At 52.5% G+C, this 20,011-nt stretch carries 19 protein-coding genes; 11 read left to right on the top strand and 8 right to left on the bottom strand.

What is annotated here, in order from left to right:
• Positions 1 to 270: 270 nt before the first annotated feature.
• Both ACHZA2_RS09695 and ACHZA2_RS09690 read right to left on the bottom strand, forming a co-directional pair.
• Positions 271 to 1,215, bottom strand: coding sequence for a PEGA domain-containing protein (locus ACHZA2_RS09695; protein WP_319579552.1), 945 nt, complete (start codon positions 1,213 to 1,215; stop codon positions 271 to 273).
• 158 nt (positions 1,216 to 1,373) lie between these two features.
• A complete protein-coding gene (locus tag ACHZA2_RS09690) occupies positions 1,374 to 2,069 on the bottom strand; it encodes a hypothetical protein (protein WP_319579551.1) in 696 nt (231 codons plus the stop codon).
• 126 nt (positions 2,070 to 2,195) lie between these two features.
• On the opposite strand from ACHZA2_RS09690, the gene ACHZA2_RS09685 reads away from it, so the two are divergent.
• The 4 genes from ACHZA2_RS09685 to ACHZA2_RS09670 all read left to right on the top strand — a co-directional run bounded on the left by ACHZA2_RS09685 (position 2,196) and on the right by ACHZA2_RS09670 (position 6,856).
• On the top strand, positions 2,196 to 2,543 hold the full coding sequence (locus ACHZA2_RS09685) for a hypothetical protein (protein ID WP_319579550.1): 348 nt from the start codon (positions 2,196 to 2,198) through the stop codon (positions 2,541 to 2,543).
• 244 nt (positions 2,544 to 2,787) lie between these two features.
• Positions 2,788 to 4,374, top strand: a complete 1,587-nt coding sequence (locus ACHZA2_RS09680) for a tetratricopeptide repeat protein (protein ID WP_319579549.1) — start codon at positions 2,788 to 2,790, stop codon at positions 4,372 to 4,374.
• Positions 4,371 to 5,540, top strand: a complete 1,170-nt coding sequence (locus ACHZA2_RS09675; protein WP_394698541.1) for a hypothetical protein — start codon at positions 4,371 to 4,373, stop codon at positions 5,538 to 5,540. Before ACHZA2_RS09680 ends, ACHZA2_RS09675 begins: the two co-directional genes overlap by 4 nt.
• 44 nt (positions 5,541 to 5,584) lie before the next feature.
• A complete protein-coding gene (locus ACHZA2_RS09670; RefSeq protein WP_319579547.1) occupies positions 5,585 to 6,856 on the top strand; it encodes a PKD domain-containing protein in 1,272 nt (423 codons plus the stop codon).
• 10 nt (positions 6,857 to 6,866) lie between these two features.
• On the opposite strand, the gene ACHZA2_RS09665 is transcribed toward ACHZA2_RS09670, so the two are convergent.
• Positions 6,867 to 7,319, bottom strand: coding sequence for a GNAT family N-acetyltransferase (locus ACHZA2_RS09665; RefSeq protein WP_319579546.1), 453 nt, complete (start codon positions 7,317 to 7,319; stop codon positions 6,867 to 6,869).
• A 77-nt stretch (positions 7,320 to 7,396) separates the two neighbouring features.
• On the opposite strand from ACHZA2_RS09665, the gene ACHZA2_RS09660 reads away from it, so the two are divergent.
• The gene (locus ACHZA2_RS09660; protein ID WP_394698540.1) at positions 7,397 to 8,560 is read left to right on the top strand and encodes a tetratricopeptide repeat protein; all 1,164 of its coding nucleotides are present in this window, start codon (positions 7,397 to 7,399) and stop codon (positions 8,558 to 8,560) included.
• A 22-nt stretch (positions 8,561 to 8,582) separates the two neighbouring features.
• Here ACHZA2_RS09660 and ACHZA2_RS09655 read toward each other — a convergent pair whose 3' ends face one another.
• The 3 genes from ACHZA2_RS09655 to ACHZA2_RS09645 form a co-directional block, all read right to left on the bottom strand.
• Positions 8,583 to 8,975: a response regulator gene (locus ACHZA2_RS09655; RefSeq protein ID WP_319538999.1), complete on the bottom strand. Its 393-nt coding sequence runs from the start codon at positions 8,973 to 8,975 to the stop codon at positions 8,583 to 8,585.
• A gap of 166 nt (positions 8,976 to 9,141) precedes the next feature.
• Positions 9,142 to 10,191 (bottom strand): ATP-binding protein, encoded by a 1,050-nt coding sequence (locus ACHZA2_RS09650; protein WP_319580960.1) that lies wholly within the window; start codon positions 10,189 to 10,191, stop codon positions 9,142 to 9,144.
• Positions 10,192 to 10,225: 34 nt separating this feature from the next.
• On the bottom strand, positions 10,226 to 12,856 hold the full coding sequence (locus ACHZA2_RS09645; protein WP_319579544.1) for a PAS domain S-box protein: 2,631 nt from the start codon (positions 12,854 to 12,856) through the stop codon (positions 10,226 to 10,228).
• A gap of 124 nt (positions 12,857 to 12,980) precedes the next feature.
• Here ACHZA2_RS09645 and ACHZA2_RS09640 point away from each other — a divergent pair, with 124 nt between their 5' ends.
• The gene (locus ACHZA2_RS09640; RefSeq protein WP_319579543.1) at positions 12,981 to 13,403 is read left to right on the top strand and encodes a DUF2178 domain-containing protein; all 423 of its coding nucleotides are present in this window, start codon (positions 12,981 to 12,983) and stop codon (positions 13,401 to 13,403) included.
• Complete coding sequence (locus ACHZA2_RS09635; RefSeq protein WP_319579542.1) at positions 13,393 to 13,623, top strand: helix-turn-helix transcriptional regulator; 231 nt, start codon at positions 13,393 to 13,395, stop codon at positions 13,621 to 13,623. Before ACHZA2_RS09640 ends, ACHZA2_RS09635 begins: the two co-directional genes overlap by 11 nt.
• A gap of 539 nt (positions 13,624 to 14,162) precedes the next feature.
• Here ACHZA2_RS09635 and ACHZA2_RS09630 read toward each other — a convergent pair.
• Together ACHZA2_RS09630 and ACHZA2_RS09625 are read right to left on the bottom strand one after the other, a co-directional pair.
• Positions 14,163 to 14,546 (bottom strand): response regulator, encoded by a 384-nt coding sequence (locus ACHZA2_RS09630; RefSeq protein WP_319579541.1) that lies wholly within the window; start codon positions 14,544 to 14,546, stop codon positions 14,163 to 14,165.
• 89 nt (positions 14,547 to 14,635) lie between these two features.
• Complete coding sequence (locus tag ACHZA2_RS09625) at positions 14,636 to 15,811, bottom strand: SLC13 family permease (RefSeq protein WP_324292175.1); 1,176 nt, start codon at positions 15,809 to 15,811, stop codon at positions 14,636 to 14,638.
• Positions 15,812 to 15,971: 160 nt separating this feature from the next.
• Here ACHZA2_RS09625 and ACHZA2_RS09620 point away from each other — a divergent pair, with 160 nt between their 5' ends.
• The 4 genes from ACHZA2_RS09620 (at position 15,972) to ACHZA2_RS09605 (ending at position 20,006) form a co-directional block, all read left to right on the top strand.
• Positions 15,972 to 17,264: a DUF3821 domain-containing protein gene (locus ACHZA2_RS09620; protein ID WP_319579539.1), complete on the top strand. Its 1,293-nt coding sequence runs from the start codon at positions 15,972 to 15,974 to the stop codon at positions 17,262 to 17,264.
• A gap of 77 nt (positions 17,265 to 17,341) precedes the next feature.
• The gene (purH, locus tag ACHZA2_RS09615; RefSeq protein ID WP_319579538.1) at positions 17,342 to 18,829 is read left to right on the top strand and encodes a bifunctional phosphoribosylaminoimidazolecarboxamide formyltransferase/IMP cyclohydrolase; all 1,488 of its coding nucleotides are present in this window, start codon (positions 17,342 to 17,344) and stop codon (positions 18,827 to 18,829) included.
• An 81-nt stretch (positions 18,830 to 18,910) separates the two neighbouring features.
• Positions 18,911 to 19,525, top strand: a complete 615-nt coding sequence (gene hxlB / locus ACHZA2_RS09610; protein WP_319579537.1) for a 6-phospho-3-hexuloisomerase — start codon at positions 18,911 to 18,913, stop codon at positions 19,523 to 19,525.
• 40 nt (positions 19,526 to 19,565) lie between these two features.
• Positions 19,566 to 20,006, top strand: coding sequence for a phosphate-starvation-inducible PsiE family protein (locus ACHZA2_RS09605; RefSeq protein ID WP_319579536.1), 441 nt, complete (start codon positions 19,566 to 19,568; stop codon positions 20,004 to 20,006).
• Positions 20,007 to 20,011 lie beyond the last annotated feature (5 nt).

Raw genomic sequence — 20,011 nt, 5'->3', positions numbered from 1 at the left:
TGATGTCTCTGACAAGCAGGGTGATTGATATCAGGTGCCACCAGTATGAAGATCTGAGGAAACAATAGGGTAAAACTCTTTGCTATTGATATCCCATCTCATCGAAATAGGATATGAAAAACCCCCAATGGTGCCCATTGGGGGCCCCAGGCGAGACCTTTGAATTGTTTTTCATGAAAAATGGTATATCACCTGCTGTACCATGAAACCAGAAGCATTAGGCGAAGCAATGAACAGAAAAACTGGTTGGTACCAGAAGGAGAAACCTGCTCAGGGTTTCTGTCTCCTGAATGCCCAGACGACGATCACACCGCAACAGATGATAAGTATCACGAGAAGGATGAAAAATCCGTAGACTACAGAACTATTCTCCTGGGGCACAACCTGTTCAGGTGCGGGTGTAGCATCAGAACAGGTCGGTGTGGGAGTCGGGGGAAGAGAGACGAGGACTGCATCCACCTGGTTGGACTCTGCCCCCAGAACCGATATCTCGCTGCCCCAGTCCTGGTAGCCTTCCTGTGTGATCTTCACAGTATGGTTTCCGACAGGAACCTCCGGAATAGTGAGCGGTGAGAGACCTGCATACCTGTTGTTCAGATACACACCAGCACCTTCCGGCGAGGTATTGATATGAACATCCCCGGTCGTTGCGGGCTTGAGGCTTACCCGGTATACGGTGATCGCATTTGAGGAGACATACTGCTGCTCGCTTATCGAAAGATTCCCTGGTCTCTTCACAGTGAACTGGTACAGTCCGGCCGGGACAGCCTGGATCTGAAGAATCCCTGAATCAGGAGTTACTCCTTTCTTTTCACCGTTGAGGAACAGTTCAGCACCTGGAAGTCCGCTCTCAAATGAGATGATTCCTCTCCGTTCATACCCGGTTTTGTTCAGATCAGCCAGAACAGTCACGGTCTTTCCGGGAACCAGCTCAGGAAGCGGGCCAAGGTATGTCTGATACCCGGTGTACTCAATGATGAGATTGCTATATTGAGGAGACGCCATCACATCGACGGGGATCGTGATGGCCCCGTTCTGAATAAATCCCATAAAGATCCGATCCAGGTATACCCGCGCCCCATCCACGGGAGCCTGAATCTGGAGATATCCGACAGTAGCAAGATCAATTCCCCCGCTTTCAGCACCTGCAACGATGCCGGAGGAGAAGAAGGCTGGCATAACCAGCAGTACAATCAGGAAGAGAAACCTGTTCACAACACATCAACCCTTCGTTCTTTGAGGATGGATCTTCAGCAATCATAACCTTTTTGCGTGCAGAACAAAGCACCGGATTCAGGATTGCAGATGAAAACTGAAATGAGTAGAGTATAGCATCATAGGATTCATGATGATCGTACCCTTTTTTTCAGTTTTCAGTCCTCTTCCCACCGGTGTGAGATATTCTCACTTGCAGACACCACATAATGAGGAATTTCAGAGATTATGACGAGAAGAATCCGGTGATCACAGTACGGACACTTCCCCTGACGAAGCGAACGCATCTCGTTCATCTCGTCGGCTGAGGAGAGTGAGCGGTAATCAACAACCTCTGCCGTGGTCTGCGGGAGATTCATGAGAACTGCCGGGCTGAACTCATGATGACACTTCTGGCAGAACCCCCAGATGCCGTACTGAATAATGATCCTGGAGAGACCCTGCTCCTCAAGGGCCTGGATGACCGGATGATTCCGATAAAAGATGAAGAATTTCCTGATCGCAACAGGGAGAGCAGCATAAACTTTCAGCGAACTGATCTCGGTCCCTGTACAGTATCCTCCAGGAATGTGAAAGATATCGCCACAACTCTGGCACATCGGCTGGGCACCAAGGATGGGATGCACCTCACCTTCAGAGACGGTGTTGATGACATCACAGACAGGACACGGAAAGATCAGAAGACCATTTCTGCATTTCACATCGGTCGTGGTCTTGTTGAGGGGTATTCTGATCCTCTTCGGTACACACTCAGAATTCCCGGTACCAGGAGGAGTTTTTAATCCTGGCTTATCTGGTTCACGAACACATTCCTCAACTACATGAGGTGTCTGAAACCTGCTGAATATCCCCATAATTCCCACCAGCCACTATGGGGATAGTGAGTGGAGAACACGATAAAACTATTGTAATAAGCTGATGTGCCGAACACTGAACCACATAACTCATATTCTTTATCCTTACCCATGTTCAAATGAATTATGATGATTCGCACAGTCGCATTACTCACCTGTATCGTTATGCTTTTTGGAGCAGTCATTGCTGAAGATACAAACAGCACAACCAACTCAACCTCCAATCTGACAAATGCTACAAATATAAGCCAGACACTCACCAATACCACAATAGCGGCAGACAATCTGACGAACAGTTCCAGCCTCACTACAGAAGGAGGTGCCCCTGACATGAATGGCAGCAATCAGGCAACTGCCCAGGTAGCACCAGCAGCAACTCAGAAACCAGTATACAAGCAGAGCGTCGGCAGTGTCTATGAAGCAGACTACCAGGAACCACAGCCGATGACATTTACCAGTTATCCAACCTGCTAATAATATACGATACTACAAAATGTTCCGGAATACCCGGAACATATCTCCAGTAATGAGTCATTTATTACTGACGTGATGAACTAATCTCCGTTTCATACCAATTATTCAAACCATAATGTCTTGTCTATAACTGCAACCAGAACAGAATACAGATAGAACCATCAGGGTGTGACCTGCATAACAGTCTCATACCAGGTGTAATACAGGAAACCCAACGAATCTTCAGGGATTCAGTCAGGTCATCATGGGAACCGAGGAAAAATCAGGACAGTTCAGCCGGGGTCTGCGGGCATTCAAGTCTGGTGATTTTCAGACTGCAGTTGAGTACCTCTCTGACGCAGTTGAGTACGATGACCAGAACGATCGTGCATGGAATGCACTGGGAACTGCCTGCGCAAAGATAGGAAGAACCGAGGATGCCGATCTCTGCTTTGAGAACGCCCTGACCATTGCACCTGATAACCCGGTATACCTGAAGAACAAGAGGACCAACTCAAAGCACCTGAAAAACTCAAGCAACTCACATGAGTTGGCACCGAAAGGGGGAATCCTTGATCGTATCCCTCTCGATAAACTACCCTTTGACAAGCCGCTTCTGCTTGCAGGGATCGCCATTGCCCTGATCATCGTTCTCGGGTTTGTACTGATCTCTGCCATCTCCTTCTTCACAACTCCTGCTGTCCCTCCAGGACCGGGAATACTCCTCTCCGCAAGCCAGAATGGATCATTCATAAACGTCACCAACGGGGGGGGCCGTGAGATCAACTCTGTGGCATCCTTCTCCTGGAAAGTCAATAATATACCGATAGGCACAGGAAATCCTGGCGATCCGGCGACCCTTGGAGTGGAGAAAGGCTTCACTGCGACAGTCCCCTTGTCAACCCTTGCCGGAACAAACCTGAGTGAAGGGATACGGGTGATGGTCATCGCGACATACAAGGATGGATCCCAGATGCTTGCACTGGACACGAAGCTTCAACCTCCATCGCCTGACCTGATCACGCCACTTACAGGAACCCCTGTACCAACGCCCACCCTGCCTCCTGATGTTCCCCGGTTCAAGAGTGGAGACATCATACTGGAGGGCAGCAAAAACGTCTGGTGGCTGGTGACCGCCCCGCCGGTCAACGGCTCATACTCAATAGTTCCTGCTGCAAGACTGCCTAACGGATCGTTCACCAGCCTTGGCACAACAGCCACCAACGTCAGCCTGAAAAGTTTTGAGAAGAGCGGCACGTACATCGGAAACCAGGGGCCAGGAGGTACACCCGCCGGGCTCCCGGGTGAGGTTGCCCCGCCAGTCACCGGCATTCCTTCAACCCATCCACAGCCGATATATCCTGCCGGGGATCTGGTGAATCCTTCACCAAACGGCGAGACCGGGATGATGGTGATCCTCGGGTATGATCATGTGTCAGACCAGTACCAGGCAGACGACATCTACCCGTATTATACCGGGGAGTGGGGGTACAGGACAAACGCGACAGCCAAGTGGTTTATGAGGCCGATACTGGAAGAGAGGTACAGCCACCGGACAGGGCGAATCGCAACCAGTGATGTAGGGATAGGAGCCGACTCAGCGCCACCCCGCACCCCGGTGAAGTACACAGCAGGAGATATTATCAGCCCTGATCCGGCTGGTGTGGACCGTATCCTTGTCATCACCGGATACAACAAGAGCGATGACCGGTACCAGATCGATGCAGTCAGATCTGCATACGATGGGGGCTGGAAACTGGGTGGAGATCCAATATGGGAGAAACGTGCCTTTGTGGAACGGGACAACCCCTACCAGATCAGAAAGATTGACCTCTCACTGATCAGGAGTTGACCTGCTGCGAGATGACGCTCTGCATCCCCTGCAAAGGAAAGGGGCTCTGTGGACGGGAGCAATGCCCGGTCATCTCCCGGTTCCATGCCCAGATGAAGACCACGCCCAGATCTGAATACGTGGGCACAACCCCATCCATTTTTGTCGGAAGTTCGGGTTACCCCGATGTCAGTGCCGGGCCGCTGCTCACTGCAGATCAGGATCATCCTCCCGAATGGATGAACCGTGACCTCTCCATTGCTGATATCGTCAATATACGTGCCCAGACGATAAGGGCCACCACTCTGCCGCACCGGTACGAAGATCATCTCCAGGAGATAGCACGATCCAGTGTTCCACTCGGGGTCGAGACCGCTTTTGACAGGCCGGTCTCGTTTGATCTCAGGTTTGACGGGATGGTGGCCCCGATGGGGATGTCAGGGAATATCAGGTCGTTCGATCTCCTCGACAACGCAAAGGTCGAACGGGTGGTTGACCGGATCACCAGCGATACCGACCTTCCCGCAGCAGGTGCCTGTCATGAACTCACCGAAGGAGGAACTGACACCTACCGGATCATCAGCCTCATGTCTGCAGGTCTGCTTGGCACAGAAAAGAGCAGGCACATGGTCCCGACCAGGTGGGCCATCACTGCCGTGGATGATACGCTTGGAAAAAACCTGAAACCGCAGGTGTTCAGGTTTCCAGATTATGAGAGCATCAGCCTCTTCTACTCTAAAAGGTTCGGAAACGCCATTGCCGTCATTCTCCTGCCTGGTGACTGGCAGTTTGAGATGATAGAGATCTGGGGCAGTCAGTCGCTCTGGGCCGGGGGAAACGAGACCATTGTGGCTGACCGGGAAGGCCGGACAAAAACAGGATACTCACCGATCACCGGTGCATACTACTCGGCACGGCTGGCGATTCTTGAGTTTCTGACAGCAATCAACCGGAACGCACGGGTCATCGTGATCAGATGGATCACCTCTGAATACTGGGCACCGCTCGGCACCTGGGTGATCAGGGAGGTGACCAGGCAGGCCATGGCATCGCCCCCATCCCACCATGAGAACATCACTGCAGTTGTTTCTACAGCATCAGCAGCACTGGGAATGGACCGGTGGACTGCCCACAGTACACTGCTGACCGAGATCAGAACACAGCGATCACTCGCTGACTTCTTCTGATCACAACCACAAATTGTACTTCTCGCTCCAGAGAACGGGTCATTATGGGAGAGTCATCATCATACCGGGTTGCCGGAATTGCCATCATTCTCTGTCTGATTATCGCCGGATTCATCACCCTCATCACCAGTACTCCCCAAAATCATGATGAACTCACCAAGCAGTCCCAGGTAGCCACAAGACCGGATGCATCGCACACCCAGGCGGGGACTGCAAACCAGTCAGCAACCACCAGGATGAGGGTGCTCTGGTATGACGATGCAGGCAAGACCTACACGTTCCATGATTATTCTAGTCCAAAAGGAGTTGGTCCCGATACATGGAGGGAGGCCGATCTCCCATCACCCGAGAACGGAACACTGCAGCGAAAAGCTGCGATGGTGAGATTTCTCGATTGGGATGGATCCATCGAGCGGATGACGGGAACAAAATACCTCATCGATCAGGAGACAATTACCAGTATTCTCAACAGTTACACCCTGATAGCCCCGCCACCGGCGATTCAGACGCCTGAAGTCACAGGGACGCCAACCATCATACAGCCGACACCTGATGTTACCCCTGCCCCTGGCATGCTTATCCCGACCTGCAGCAGGCCGTGTAACCTGGGTGATGGAACAGTCCGGGTCTCGTTCGGGTACATCAATCGCCACAATGGCCCGGTCTCCCTGGCCATCGGTGACCGGAATTACTTCTCTCCCGGCTATCCTGACCGGGGTCAGCCTGCCTCATTCCAGCCCGGGATACACCAGGATATCTTTACAGTCCGGCTTCCTGAGAACGGAACAAATATCGCCTGGCATCTGATGGACACCATGGTCGGAGCAGGGCAGGTCCCGAGATTACAGGCAGGGTTGATCGCTGAACCTACTGTTGGATATGCCCCACTTGACGTCAGGTTTTCTGATCAGTCAACCGGAGGTACAACCGATGATCCCCTGACCGGATCATGGAACTTCGGGGACGGGACCACAGCTGAAGGCACATCAGCATTTCACCGGTACGAACTCCCGGGGACATATGAGAGCAGTAGGATCGTCAGCACATCATGTGGGAGTGAGACTGCAAAAAAGACCATCACCGTGAACCAGGTCTCATTCACTGCAGAACCTGTTCCAGACAGGCAGCAGACCTTTAGATTCACGGACCGGTCAACCGGTGAGCCGACGGTCTGGGCATGGGACTTCAACGACGGCTTCTCATCATGGGAAAAAAGCCCGGTTCATACCTGGAAGTCACCAGGTACCTATCTCGTCGGGCTGACAGTATCAGGAAAATCAGGTTCCGGGACGACGGTGCAACGCATCACTGTGTAGTAGGTTAGTTTCAGATCACTTTTTCGAGGATGAACCTGTCCTCTCCAGGGCCAAAGTATGCTGGTTCGCGGCTCCTGATAGTATATCTCTGCTTGTGGTAGAGAGCGAGCGCCCCTTCATTAACCGGAGAGCAGGAGAGGAGAATCCGGTTTATTCCATACCCTTTCATCGATTCTTCAATTCTGATCAGCATCCTGGTTGCAACTCCCATCCGCTGCATCGCTTCAACAACCCTGACCCTCAGTATCCAGCCTGTTTCCAGGTCATCACCTGATATCGATCCGACAAGATACCCTGCAGACTGATCTTCTACTTCGGCAACAAGGAACAGCCCGGGCCAGAGGGTCATCGCCTGCCGGACAAACACTGCTGCCTGGTACTGCGAGCCTGACTGACCCTGTTCAAGGAGGCATACATGAGGGTAGTCTGCCTCATCGATTGCTCGTACATCGATATATTTCATGGATTATTACGCTCCGGTGAGAGGGACTGGGGAGGATTGCCGTGCACTATAAAAGGAGACCTGACAGAACATATCCTATGGATATTATCAAGACGCTTTCGATATTGCTTCTCCTCCTGATGCTGGTACTCTCTTTTCAGGTGAGTGCTGATGAGAATATCTCTGCAACTGATTCAGAGTTCCAGGAAACCCTGACAGATACAGGAGAGATCGTAGAACAGAATGTCGTAGCAAATGATACTGGTGAACCAGTTGAGCCAGAACCCGTGGAGGTGAACTCCTCCCCTCCTCTGCAGAATACTTCACCAGTGAAGATTGAATCAGCGAACAAGACGGCCCCGGAAGGAAATAAGACAAACCAGACCGGCCCGAGTGCCGCTGACATTCAGAAGGCGTTCAACGGATGGTACGAGAAGGCACTAAACGCTTCAATCAGCGGAAACAACAAGGCTGCAGCAGATGCATTCGCAGCCGCACTCAGGCTCGACAAAGGATCAGAGAAGGCACTGACCGGGTATGGGGAAGTTCTCTCAAAACTCGGGCGGGATACCGAAGCACTTGAGATCTATTCCAGGCTTCAGAACCTCTCACCAACAAACACAACCATCCTCATCCCGCTCGGAAGGGAACAGAACGCAGTCGGCAGCCATGAGGCAGCACTTGCCACCCTGCTGAATGCGACCGCAGCATACCCGAATGATACAGAAGGGTGGAACCAGCTTGCAGCAGCGTATGATGGGCTTACACGGTACGAGGAGGCACTGACAACAGTCAGGAGATCACTCCAGATCTCGACCGACCAGGCCGGAGGATGGGGCCAGCTCGGTGCCATTCTTTCAGGACAGGGAAGATTCTACGAAGCAATCGCAGCCTTTGAGAAGTCTCTCACCCTTGATCCAAAGAACGGAATTACCTGGGCAGACCTCGGCAACACATGGACTGCACTGGGCAGATATAAGGAGGCAGCACAGGCTTATGAGGCTGCAACAGAGAGCAGGCCGTCAGACACAACTCTCTGGCTGAAACTTGCAGCGGTGTACGAGAAAGAACAGAAGACAAAAGAGGCTGCAGAAGCGTACCGCAAGGGAGGAGTTATTTCTCCTTCAGATACAACAAACCAGTCTGTTTTGGAGCTGAACAAAACAGAAACAAAGCCTGATGCAAATATAACAGTGAATATGACAGGAGAGAGCACATCCAACTCTCCTGCTCATAACGAAACCAGTCAGACAAAAGAGTAATTTATCAGGGACAGCGAGCAGATCACTGCCACGTTATCCCTGCTTTGTTTCCAGGCGGACCCACAATCCGCTCGACTGCCTTGAGAAGGTTTGTGGCCTGGTACGGCTTGACAACATACCCTTTTGCCCCGATTCTTCTGGCGAGATCGACCATCCCTTCCTCACCAACAGAGGTACAGAGCATCACCCGTGCTTCAGGATACTCCTCACGAATCCTGCGCAGGGTATCTATTCCATTCAGATCCGGCATGATCAGATCCAGCATGGCAAGATCAGGGATCATCTCCCGGTAGAGCTGAATCCCTTCCTCACCGCCGCTTGCCAGACCTGCTATCTCATAACCGGCAGAGACCAGAATATTCCTGAGAAGATTCCGGTCAAAGTCAGTATCATCTACAATAAGAACCCGAGGCATCCCCATCCCTCTTCTTTCCGATCATCTGCACCTGTTCCCCCATCAAACCCTCTGTTATTCAGAGATCAACAAGACCATATTCACCTGTACCTGCCTTCGATCTCCGTGGTGTACCCATAAATTACTTTTCTTTCGTTTGTCAGATGCTGAACAGGCCTGATCAGCATCAGACCTGTTCAGGAAGGCTTATCCAGAAGGTGGCTCCTGAATCCGGAACGCCTTCAGCCCATATCTTCCCTCCATGCCGAAAGACGATCCGCTGCACGGTTGCAAGACCTATACCGTTTCCTGGGAACTCCTCCTGAGAATGAAGCCGCTGGAGAGGGATGAAGAGAAGGTTCGCCTTTTCAGGCGGGAATCCTGCACCGTTATCCCTGACATAGAATGTCAGGCCCTTTCCACGCAGTGTTCCGGCCACTTCGATCCGTGCCTCGCTCCTCCTGCCGGTGTACTTCCACGCGTTGGTGAGCAGATTCTGTACTGCGATCAGGAGAAGACCTCTGTCTCCGACTGCCTCAAGGCCTGGCTCAACCGTCCAGATAACCTTCCGGTCAGGGTGCTCCTGTGACAGTCCCTCCAGAATTTCCGTGGCAAGGGCACTGATATCAACCGGTTCAATCACCAGTGAAGTCCTGGTTACCCGTGAGAGCCTGAGGAAGTCATTGACCAGTTTATCCATATTGGCTGCAGCCTGGCGAACCCGGTGAAGACACTCCTGCCCGTCAGGGGGCAGATATGTCATATATGACTCTTCAAGAATCCGGGAGAAGCCGTCTATGGCAATAAGGGGAGCCCTCAGGTCATGCGAGACCGAGTAACTGAATGAGTCAAGCTCGCGGTTGGCTGCTTCAAGTTCTGCTTCAAGCCGCGAGCGTTCCTGTGCCATCCGTATCGTCGCATGTAGATCCCGCTCCCTGAACGGTTTTATCAGGTACCCAAACGGCTTTGCCTCCTTTGCCCGCTCAAGGGTCTGGTCATCTGCATACGCAGTGAGAAATATCACAGGAATACGATACGAACCCGAGATACTTCCTGCTGCATCGATCCCGTCGATTGTGCCTGCTAGATGGATATCCATCAGCACAACATCAGGCCTGACCTCACCGGCGAGTTTCACCGCTTCTTCCCCGGTCGGAACCGGACCGGCGACGTCGTATCCGAACTTTTTGAGTTTGGAGGCGATAGACTCCGCTACAATAGCCTCATCCTCTACAATCAGTATCTGTGTCGCAATTATCTCCCCCTTCTATTCAGTGATCAGGAAACCGTATGGTGAAATGTGCTCCCGGACCATCTCCACCGCCGACAGTTACAGACCCCAGCAACTGACGGGTCAGAACACGTACGAGTCGCATACCAAGACTACTTGACGAATCGATGGAGAAATCAGGAGGAAGACCGACTCCGTCATCCGCATAGGCGAGCACGAAAGACCCCTCCTCGTGCTCCATGCAGACCCTGATAAGTCCCTTCCCCTTTCCGGTGAAGGCATACTTCATCGAGTTCACCATCAGTTCATTGATAATCAGACCCAGGGTGACCACGGTATCCAGGCTGAACCGTATATCACCGACTTCGATCTCTGTCCTGATATCCCTTACGGTTGCGATGCTGCTGATAACCTCTTCAGCAAGGTTCTCAAGGTACGATGAAAACGGGATGTCAGAGAGTGACTCACTGCGGTACAGTGTCTCATGCACCAGGGCCATCGATGCGATACGCTGCTCACAATCATGAATCGCTGAAATAACACGCTCATCCTCGATGTACTCCTCCTGAAGCTGGAGCAGGCTTGAGATCACCTGCATGTTGTTCTTGACCCGGTGATGGAGTTCACGGAAGAGGACATCCTTCTCCTCTATCGTCCGTTTGAGCTTCTCCTGATACTGCTTCATCTCGGTGATGTCCACGATCACACCGCGGACCCCGTCATACACGGTATCGCGGAATACCGGGGAGAGTGAGAGCAGAACAGAACGCTCTCCACCGTCTTTTGCCCTGACGGCAAATCCCCCGTTTCTGACAGCAGGATCTGCACGGACCTCATCCATAACACGCGCAAGTTCTCCCTGATCTGCGTCGCTGAAGAACCGGAGAAACGACTCACCGATAAGCGTTGCATCATCAGATGATGAGAGCAGGGCATGTGCTCCCCGGTTGCAGAAGGTAACCCGGCCGCTCGCATCAGTCTCAAAGACCGGTTCAGGCAGAAGGTCTGCAAGTTCACGGAAGTGCCGTTCACTCTCTGCCAGCGCCCGTTCTGCGAGTTTCTGCTCGGTCCGGTCACGTATGATCAGGAGAACAGCGGTATCACCTGCTTGAGTGATAGGTACTGCAATCAGCTCTGCAAAGATCTCTCTGCCTGATATGCTCCACATCACCGCTTCGCACGAGTTCGGGCTCCGGATTGAGAAACTCTGGGAGAGCATCTCGGTCACTGCCGGATATGATGCCTGATCAAAGTACTCGGTTAACGGCCTGGTCATAAACTCATCAAACGAGTGGACACCAAAGAGGCAGAGTGCAGCCGGATTGAGATACACAGGCCGGTTTTCTGACGAAAGAATTGCAATTGCGTCTGGTGATGACTCGGAGAGCTGCATATACCGCTCCTCACTCTCGATGAGTGCATCACGCAGGGCATCTTCAGCCTGGATTCTGGCGATCACGTTCCCTATCTGTGAGACCACCGTCTCCAGGGAGTCGCGGCAGTTGACCGGGACCTCCTTCATGCCATCAGATCCCAGCACAAACCATCCGATAACCTCATCATAGCGCTGGACAGGGACAAGTGCCATCGAGAGAAACGGAGAATCTGACCGGCTCATATCGGTCTGACTGTAGTACCGGGATGCACCTGCGAGGACAGCAAGGAGATCGATGTTCTCGTTCTGCCAGGCCTCCATGAACTGATAGAGTGAGCGACGGTGGGGACCTGAGTCATACGCTTTCGTTACCGCCCCGGTGGCACGGTCACGAAGATACACCGCCCCGGTCTCCAGCCCGGTGAGCCTCACCATTGCCCTCAGTGACATCTCAAGCACCATATCAGCTGAGGAGACCATCGCCAGTTCAAGAGCGAGATCACGCTGGATCGATATCTGTCGTGCCACCTCTTTCTGGGCACTGATGTCACGCCCTACTGCCAGGATCTCCCTCGGTTCAAACGAGGAGTCGAAGAGGAGCCTGAGCGTCCAGTGGAGATATGAACCCGAGCCGTCAGGACGAACCTGCCTGATCTCTGCATATACCACCGGATTATCAGGGTCACATACATCAGGGGCATCCTTCAGGTTCTCCCCTCCCTCCCCGAAGAGGGAGAAGAAGTCTGAACCAACGAGGTCACCGGGTTCGCGGGAGAGGTATGAGGCAAAAGAGGTGTTGACGAATCGTATCATCCCTTCAGGATCCATCTGGCAGATGAACTCGGTCTGATCCTCAACAACAGCACGGTAGAGCTGCTCACTTTCAAGGAGGGCACGTTCAGCCCTGAACTGTCGTGCCGCCTTTCCGATGTCATGCGCGAGTTCGGCAAAGAGTTCCTCAGCATTGCCTCCCTTCTGCAGGTAAAAGTCTGCACCGTTGTTGATGGCATCAATTACGACTTCCTCACGACTTTTGCCTGTGAAGACGATGACCGGAATATCAGGATCCACCTCCCGTATCGCCTTGAGGAGGGTGATACCATTCATTTCAGGCATATCGTAATCCACTACCAGGCAGTCATAGGAGAAGAGCTGCCCGCTCTGGATGGCATCCACAGGATCGTCTGTTATATCAACCTCAAGAGAATGAATAATCGTCAGATAATCGCGAATTGCATGGAGCATTGCCGGCTCGTCATCAACAAAAAGAACACGGACGGCATGATCAAACCCCATGATTACGGCCCTGTATTCTGCGGCGATATCGCCGCAATGACCTGACGCTGGTATTTTATTCGCGATACTACGATCATGCTTATCTTATCCGAATTAGTACAATGATACGTTACACAGAAGCATTATGAAGCAACACACATATTTTCTTCTGCTTGGGTTCATCGCACTGATCGAAGTGGGCATATTTATCTGGTCTGTTGAACACCTCGAACCACTGGTGATGACCGGTGCAGTTATCATCGGCGTTCTTGCCGCATGGATCGTACGGCAACTCGTCGATGAGGTGGTTGCCGATGAACGGACTCACCTGATCACAGAGAAGGCATCACTCAGGACCCTTCAGGTCCTCGGTGTGATCCTCTTCTCGTATGCACTCGGAGGTGCTGTCATCAGCCTCAGGGGTGAGGTGTTCGGCCCGTTCTCGTATCAGGTGGCCAGGTTTGCATTCATCCTCATGTTTATCGTCTTTCTCATGATCATCGTATACGTCATCTTTCTCTCCTGGTATGAACGAAAATACGGGGCCGGGGGGGAGGATGAAGAATAAGATAAAGGTCTTTCGTGCAATGAATGATCTTACGCAGGAAGATCTGGCCAGGGATGTAGGAGTGACCAGGCAAACTATTCTTGCCATTGAGAAGGGGAAGTATGATCCCTCTCTCGAACTCGCCTTCAGGATCTCATCGAGGTTTGGAGTTCACATCGAAGAGATTTTTACCTATGAAGAGATTGTGGGAGATGGACAGGGATCAGGAGACCATCCCTGACCGTAACCAGTCCGAACAGGCAGACTTTTTGAGTTCTTATCTGACAAAACGGCAAGCATACTTGCCGGATAGGAAAGTAGATATAACACAATGTAAATACTACTATACATGCGCAGGCAGAGACCTGCACAGAAGAACAGGAGGTGATACCAGAATCTTGTTGCATGTAACCCCACACCAACCCATCCGGTATGCCATCTTCATCAGAGGGTAATGTATGCCAGAACCCATGCCTCCCGACACGCCGTGTAGAAACACCCCCCATCCAGCACTCCCCGCATAATACAACCATGCACGGCTGACGGAGTCAATATACACCCCATACCCTTCAAGGCTGAGGATCCGTGCGGACACCACCGATCCAGACACAATATTCCCCGGATATACGGTTCCTGTCGATAACAGGAACCTCCTCAGCCGGCATAACCGCCAGACACTCACGAAAGTCTCAAAGTTGTTCTCTTTCCTTGTTACATTGTATCAGATTTGACGCAGAATACATTCTGCTTCGAGGATCTACACAAAAAATCATGCCTTGATCAGACGGGAGCGTCTGACAGTGGCGGACCTATCATACGCTCCACTTCCTGGAGCAGACGGTGTGCAGGATATGGTTTTGGAAAGAATGCAAAAGCCCCTGATCTCCGTGCAAGATCTGCCACCACCTCGTGACCGAACGAGGAGCAGACCATGACAGGAATTGAGGGATAGGCAGCACGGATGGAACGAAGAAGGTCGATGCCGTTCATATCAGGCATCACGATATCCAGGGTTACAAGAGAGGGTTTTATTGACCTGAGAAGTTTCACTGCTTCAGTGCCTGACGAGGCAGATCCGATGACAGGATATCCGGCTTCGTTCAGGATGGTTCTGAGTTGTTCGCGTTGAACCGGGTTATCATCCACGATCAGAATTCCACTCATACCTAAAAAATTCCAGTTTAGTATGCTTATGGAATGTTTCGATATTGAGTATAAAGAAATATGCCATGCAATACCCCAAATCGCGCGAGTTACGTGAAATAGAGAAGCCATAGGGCGTAGACCAGGGCCTGAAGAAGAGTCAGCGGAAGACCGGCCAGAAGAAAGTCACGAAACCGGATTGAAAAGCCAGCCTTTTCAGCCTGCTGAATGACGATAACGTTGCTTGCAGCACCGAGGATGGTCAGATTCCCTGCAATCGTGGAGCCAGCAGCAAGGGCCAGCATGGATCCCGATGAGAGGCCTGATACTGCAATAACAGGCTGAAAAAGGGCGATGAACGGGACGTTTGAGATCAACTGAGAGAGGATGATGCTTGCTGCAAGGATCAGGGGGATCGTGGTAAGATCAGTGAACGGCACCGACGACTGAAACCAGCCTGAATCATACACACTCTGCATCAGGACAAACATTGCTGCAAAGAAGATCAGGGTTCTCCAGTCGATCTGTCTGATGATGGTTGCCCGTTGTTCTGCCAGAAGAAGGATGGGAAAGGCAGCACAGAGGGCGATGGTCCCGAGAGGAAACAGGGGGAGGTCGAAGAATGAGCTGGTTATCCTGATACCGATCAGAGAGAGAAGGATCGCCATGGAGAGAATAGTCACTCTGGCAAGCCGTGTATCAGGAGCCAGCGGGAGATCAGGAGGCACAAAGGTTCCATCATCCACCTTCATCCACCGGGACCTCATCAGCAGCACGATCAGGCAGAGGCTGATGATCGTCGGGACGAGCAGACCCGTTGCAAATGACACAAAAGGCTCAGGAGGATTCCAGTACGTCGCAACCAGGAAATTCTGGGGGTTTCCAATTGGGCTCGGTACACTTCCGGTCGTCAGGGAGAAGCAGAGGACCAGGAGTACTGCTGCCGGGGGGATACGATACCTGCTGGCAAGAGAGAGTGCAAGGGGAGTACCGATGATCGCAACGGTGTCGTTGATCAAAAATGCAGACGACACGGCCATTACACAGATAAAAACAGGCAGCAGCCGATCACGGGTCCCGGCTACCCGGCAGATCTGATCAGAGATCCGGGCAAGAAGCCCGCTGGCAGAAACGGCCTCACCCACGACAAACATCCCGAAGAGGAAGATCATCACATCAGGATTGATCGCAGACAGGGCTTCAGGGAGGCTGATCTCCCCGGTGAGGAGGACAAGAACCGCTCCGACGGTCATCACCTGCCATATGCGGAATGTAAACCGTCCGATCTGTCTGACGGTGATGAGGAGAAAGACAAGGCCCAGGATAAGGAGACTCAGATGCGTGCAGAAAAGTAGTCATCCCTGATATTTGAGTTCCACGTTCTATGGGCCATCCGGGGCCATAACCCTAATGCCGCAAAACGGCACACGTAGCTGAGATTATTGTATGACGGATCGCATTCTCATTCCTTTCATCATTCTCATCGGACTCCTGTTTGTTCCTGCTGCTCTTGCAGCAGACAACAAAGTTCCCCATGGGGGGACCGTGTTTGTGGGAGAAGCAGACCTTGACCTCTCCAGTTGTGATGTTCATACCGGAGACGAGATCGCCTGGTGGGACTCAGGAAACGCCCAGGGAACGCCAACCTCCCGGTCCAGGGTGACTGATGTCCAGCATTTCAGCGTTGACACTGACACGTTCAAAGGTCACACAGGTCAATGGTATGCATTAATTACCAAAAAGCCGGTCTTCACGGTTGAAGACCCCACGCTTGAGGTTGCCCTGGTTGAGAACGGGATGGACACTGACCCAGACATGATCAAACGTGGAAACCTTGTCTCGTTCAAGATAGCAACCAACCTTGCAGGGATAAGCCAGCGTGCAGGATCGTCAGGTGCCCCGGTATCCATCAACCTCACCGGACCGAACGACACGGTGTTCCACACGATCACCTCCTCGCAGACCGGCGACTTCAACCTCGAAAAGGTGTACGTCTACGCATCCCCGTATGACACCGGTGCCGTGTGGGATACCTCTGATGCAAAGAAGTTCCCAGACGGAGAATATACGATCTCTGCGGTCACCAATGTCAACAAGATCAACGAGAACAACCCTGATTCAGGGGCCACCGTCACCGAAGAGAAGACGTACACACTCTCAAAGACAGGGGTAAAAGGGAAGGATAATTCTGATAAGACTGTTAGCAGCAAGGACAAGAGCGGGGATGTGAAGACCGAGAGTGTCACAACCGAGAAGAAATCTTCAAAGAAGGCTGCAAACGTTTCAGAAGATGCTACACCGAAGATAACCTCTGAACCCACTCCTGAAGAGACAAGCAGCAAGAGTTCAAAGAGCAAAAAGTCTGTAGACGAGGAAGAGACCCCTACCGAAAAGCCCACAAAGAAGGTGACAAGCGAACCGACATCTGAGGGCAAGTCAAACAAGACCAAGAAGTTAACGGCAGAAGAACTGGAAAAGCAGGAAAATCTGACCGAACAGAAGACCCAGAAACCGACCAGGGAACCAACCGAGGTCCAGACATCCATTGTCACCCCGATACCAACCAAAGAAGTGACTGATGAACCGACACCGGTCATCACCCCGCATCCAAAGAAGACCTACGCTCACCCGCCAACCCCGTCTGCAACAGCCACACAGGCAAGTCCGCTGCCGGTCGGAGTGATCTGCGCAGCACTCGGCGCAGCAGCCCTGCTCATCGGATCAAAGCGGAGCCAGTGAGCCCCAATACATCTCTTTTCTTTCTGCAGCCCGTCGGGCCATCACCCTCATTACCGCGTATGCCCTAGTATATTCCCATGAAGCGTGCACTGCTCTCAGTCTGGAACAAGGATGGGATCATCGATCTCGCAAAGGCGCTCTCTGCAGCCGGAATTGAGATCCTGAGTTCAGGTGGGACGGCAAAGACTCTGGAGAAGGAGGGCATCCCGATCATCGAGGTCTCTGACTACACCGGACATCCTGAGATGATGGACGGCAGGGTCAAGACGCTCCATCCCAGGATTCACGGCGGGCTTCTGGGAAGGCGGGGAAAAGACGAGGCAGAGATGGAGAAGAACAACATCCAGCCTATCGACCTGCTCGTCGTCAACCTCTACCCGTTCGAAGAGATGGCAAAACAGGCACTGCCTCTGGAAGAACTGATCGAGTTCATCGACATCGGCGGACCAGCCATGATTCGGGCTGCTGCCAAGAACTTCAAGGACGTCGTGGTCGTCACTGATCCTTCAGACTATCCTGCACTCATCACGGCAATAAAGAGCGGAGCAGGGTTCGGGTATGAGGAGCGTCTCGCCCTCGCCTGCAAGGTCTTCACAAAGATGGCAGCATATGACGGGGCCATATCCAACTACCTCCAGAGTCTTGAGGGAAAATTCCCTGACACGCTCTCTGTGCAGTACAGGAACGGGAGATCACTCAGGTACGGAGAGAACCCGCACCAGGAGGCTGCCGTGTACGGAGAGTCCGGAATTGCAGGGGCAGTCCCGGTCCAGGGGAAGGCGATGTCATACAACAACTACCTTGACCTGGATGCCGCCGTCTCACTGCTCAGGGAGTTCTCAGAGACTGCAGCGGTCATCATCAAGCACAACAACCCCTGCGGGGTTGCAACGGGCAAAGATGTCTGCACAGCCTACCTTACCGCACGGGAGTCTGATCCGGTCTCTGCGTACGGAGGAATCGTGGCTGTCAACCAGGAGGTCGGCGAGGATCTCGCACGCGAGATAGCATCCACCTTCATCGAGGTCCTGGTCGCCCCATCCTACGCACCGGGAGCACTTCCCATCCTGGCAAAGAAAGAGAACATGAGGGTGCTCACACTCCCTGACCCGGTGGATCATACCGAGATCAGGACAATAGACGGTGGAGCCCTTGCCCAGCGGAACACCACATTCAGGGAGGACTGGGAGGTCGTCTCTGACCGGGACCCGACCGCGGCAGAAGAGGCTGCCATGCACCTCGCCATGAAGGTCTGCAAGCACACCAAGAGCAACGCAATCATCTTTGCAGACAGCACGAAGGCGATTGGTATCGGGGCAGGACAGATGAACCGTGTTGATTCAGCACGTATCGCGGTCTCCAGATCGCTCTCACCACTCAAGGGCACGGCAGTGGCATCTGATGCATTCCTCCCGTTCCCGGATACCCTGCAGGTCGCTGCAGAGGCAGGAGCAACAGCCCTCATCCAGCCAGGCGGTTCAATCAGGGATGAAGAGGTGATCGCCGAGGCGAACAGGCTCAACATCGCAATGGTCTTCACCGGGGTCAGATATTTCAGACACTGATCCCACAAAACCAGACTTTCTTTTTTTGCCGGTGCGCTCCGTCATATATTTGAGGACCACAACAGCACCTTGTAATCATTCATGGATTCGTGTATCCCGCTGCAGGACCTGATGCTGATGATGATCTCCCGGATCGAGGAGGTCGCAAAATCGATTGATCAGCGCCAGGTGGAGTGTATTCTCACCGAGATTAACCGGGCTGAACGGATCTTTGTGCTTGGTGCAGGCAGATCAGGGTTTGTTGCAAAGTCATTCGGGATGCGTCTCATGCACCTTGGCCTGACCGCATATGTTGTCGGAGAGACGGTCACCCCTGCCTTTAACGAGCGTGACGTTCTTATCGCCTTTTCAGGTTCAGGAAAGACCAAGTCTGTACTTGAGGCATGCCAGACAACCCACCAGATCGGGGGATCGCTCTGCCTGATCACAGGAACGAAGAGTTCTCCAATGGCTGACCTTGCCACCTGCGTTGTCTACCTCATGACCGATGATGAGAGCATCCGCACCGGGTCTGATCACTTCGATCTCCGCCAGCTGAAAGGAGAACACCGATCCATATCACACCCGTCAACTCCGCTCGGCACACTCTTTGAGACATCAGCGATGATATTTGCGGATTCGATCATCTCTGCGCTTATCGAGCTGAAAAAATGTAGTATCGATGATATCATTCACCGGTACTCCAACATGCAGTAACAAACACGGACTTTTTATTCAGGAAGGCCTTATACGGTGTATGGCTGACAGCCTTGCAGAACAGACCGCCCCGGTGATCAGGATCATGACCGTCGTGCCGGTACTGATTTACATCGTGCTTGCGTTGTTTCTCACCATTGTGGCACTGATATCACTCGGAATAACCCTGTTTGATATCATCTCGCTGTTTACCACCCAGAACTGGGACGAAGGGATCATTCAGATAGTATACTCGATCCTACTCACCGTCATCATCATCGAACTCTTTGAGACGGTTATCGTGTACCTGCGGACAAAGCGGGTGCCGGTCAGGGCAATCCTCATCGCAGGACTTACCGCGATGATCAGGCATGTGATCATCTTCAACATATCAAGTGCCCAGCCGATCGAGATCATTGGCCCTGCCGTGATGCTTGCGGTCCTTATTGCAGGTGTATATCTGCTTAGGGAAGAGATCGACACAGGAAATATCAGGATCTGACGACG

The organism is uncultured Methanospirillum sp. (assembly GCF_963668415.2).
In the GTDB taxonomy this organism is placed as follows: Archaea; Halobacteriota; Methanomicrobia; order Methanomicrobiales; family Methanospirillaceae; genus Methanospirillum.
The sequence above is the reverse complement of the archived record's forward strand: the minus strand, read 5'-3'. Positions and strand labels throughout refer to the sequence as shown.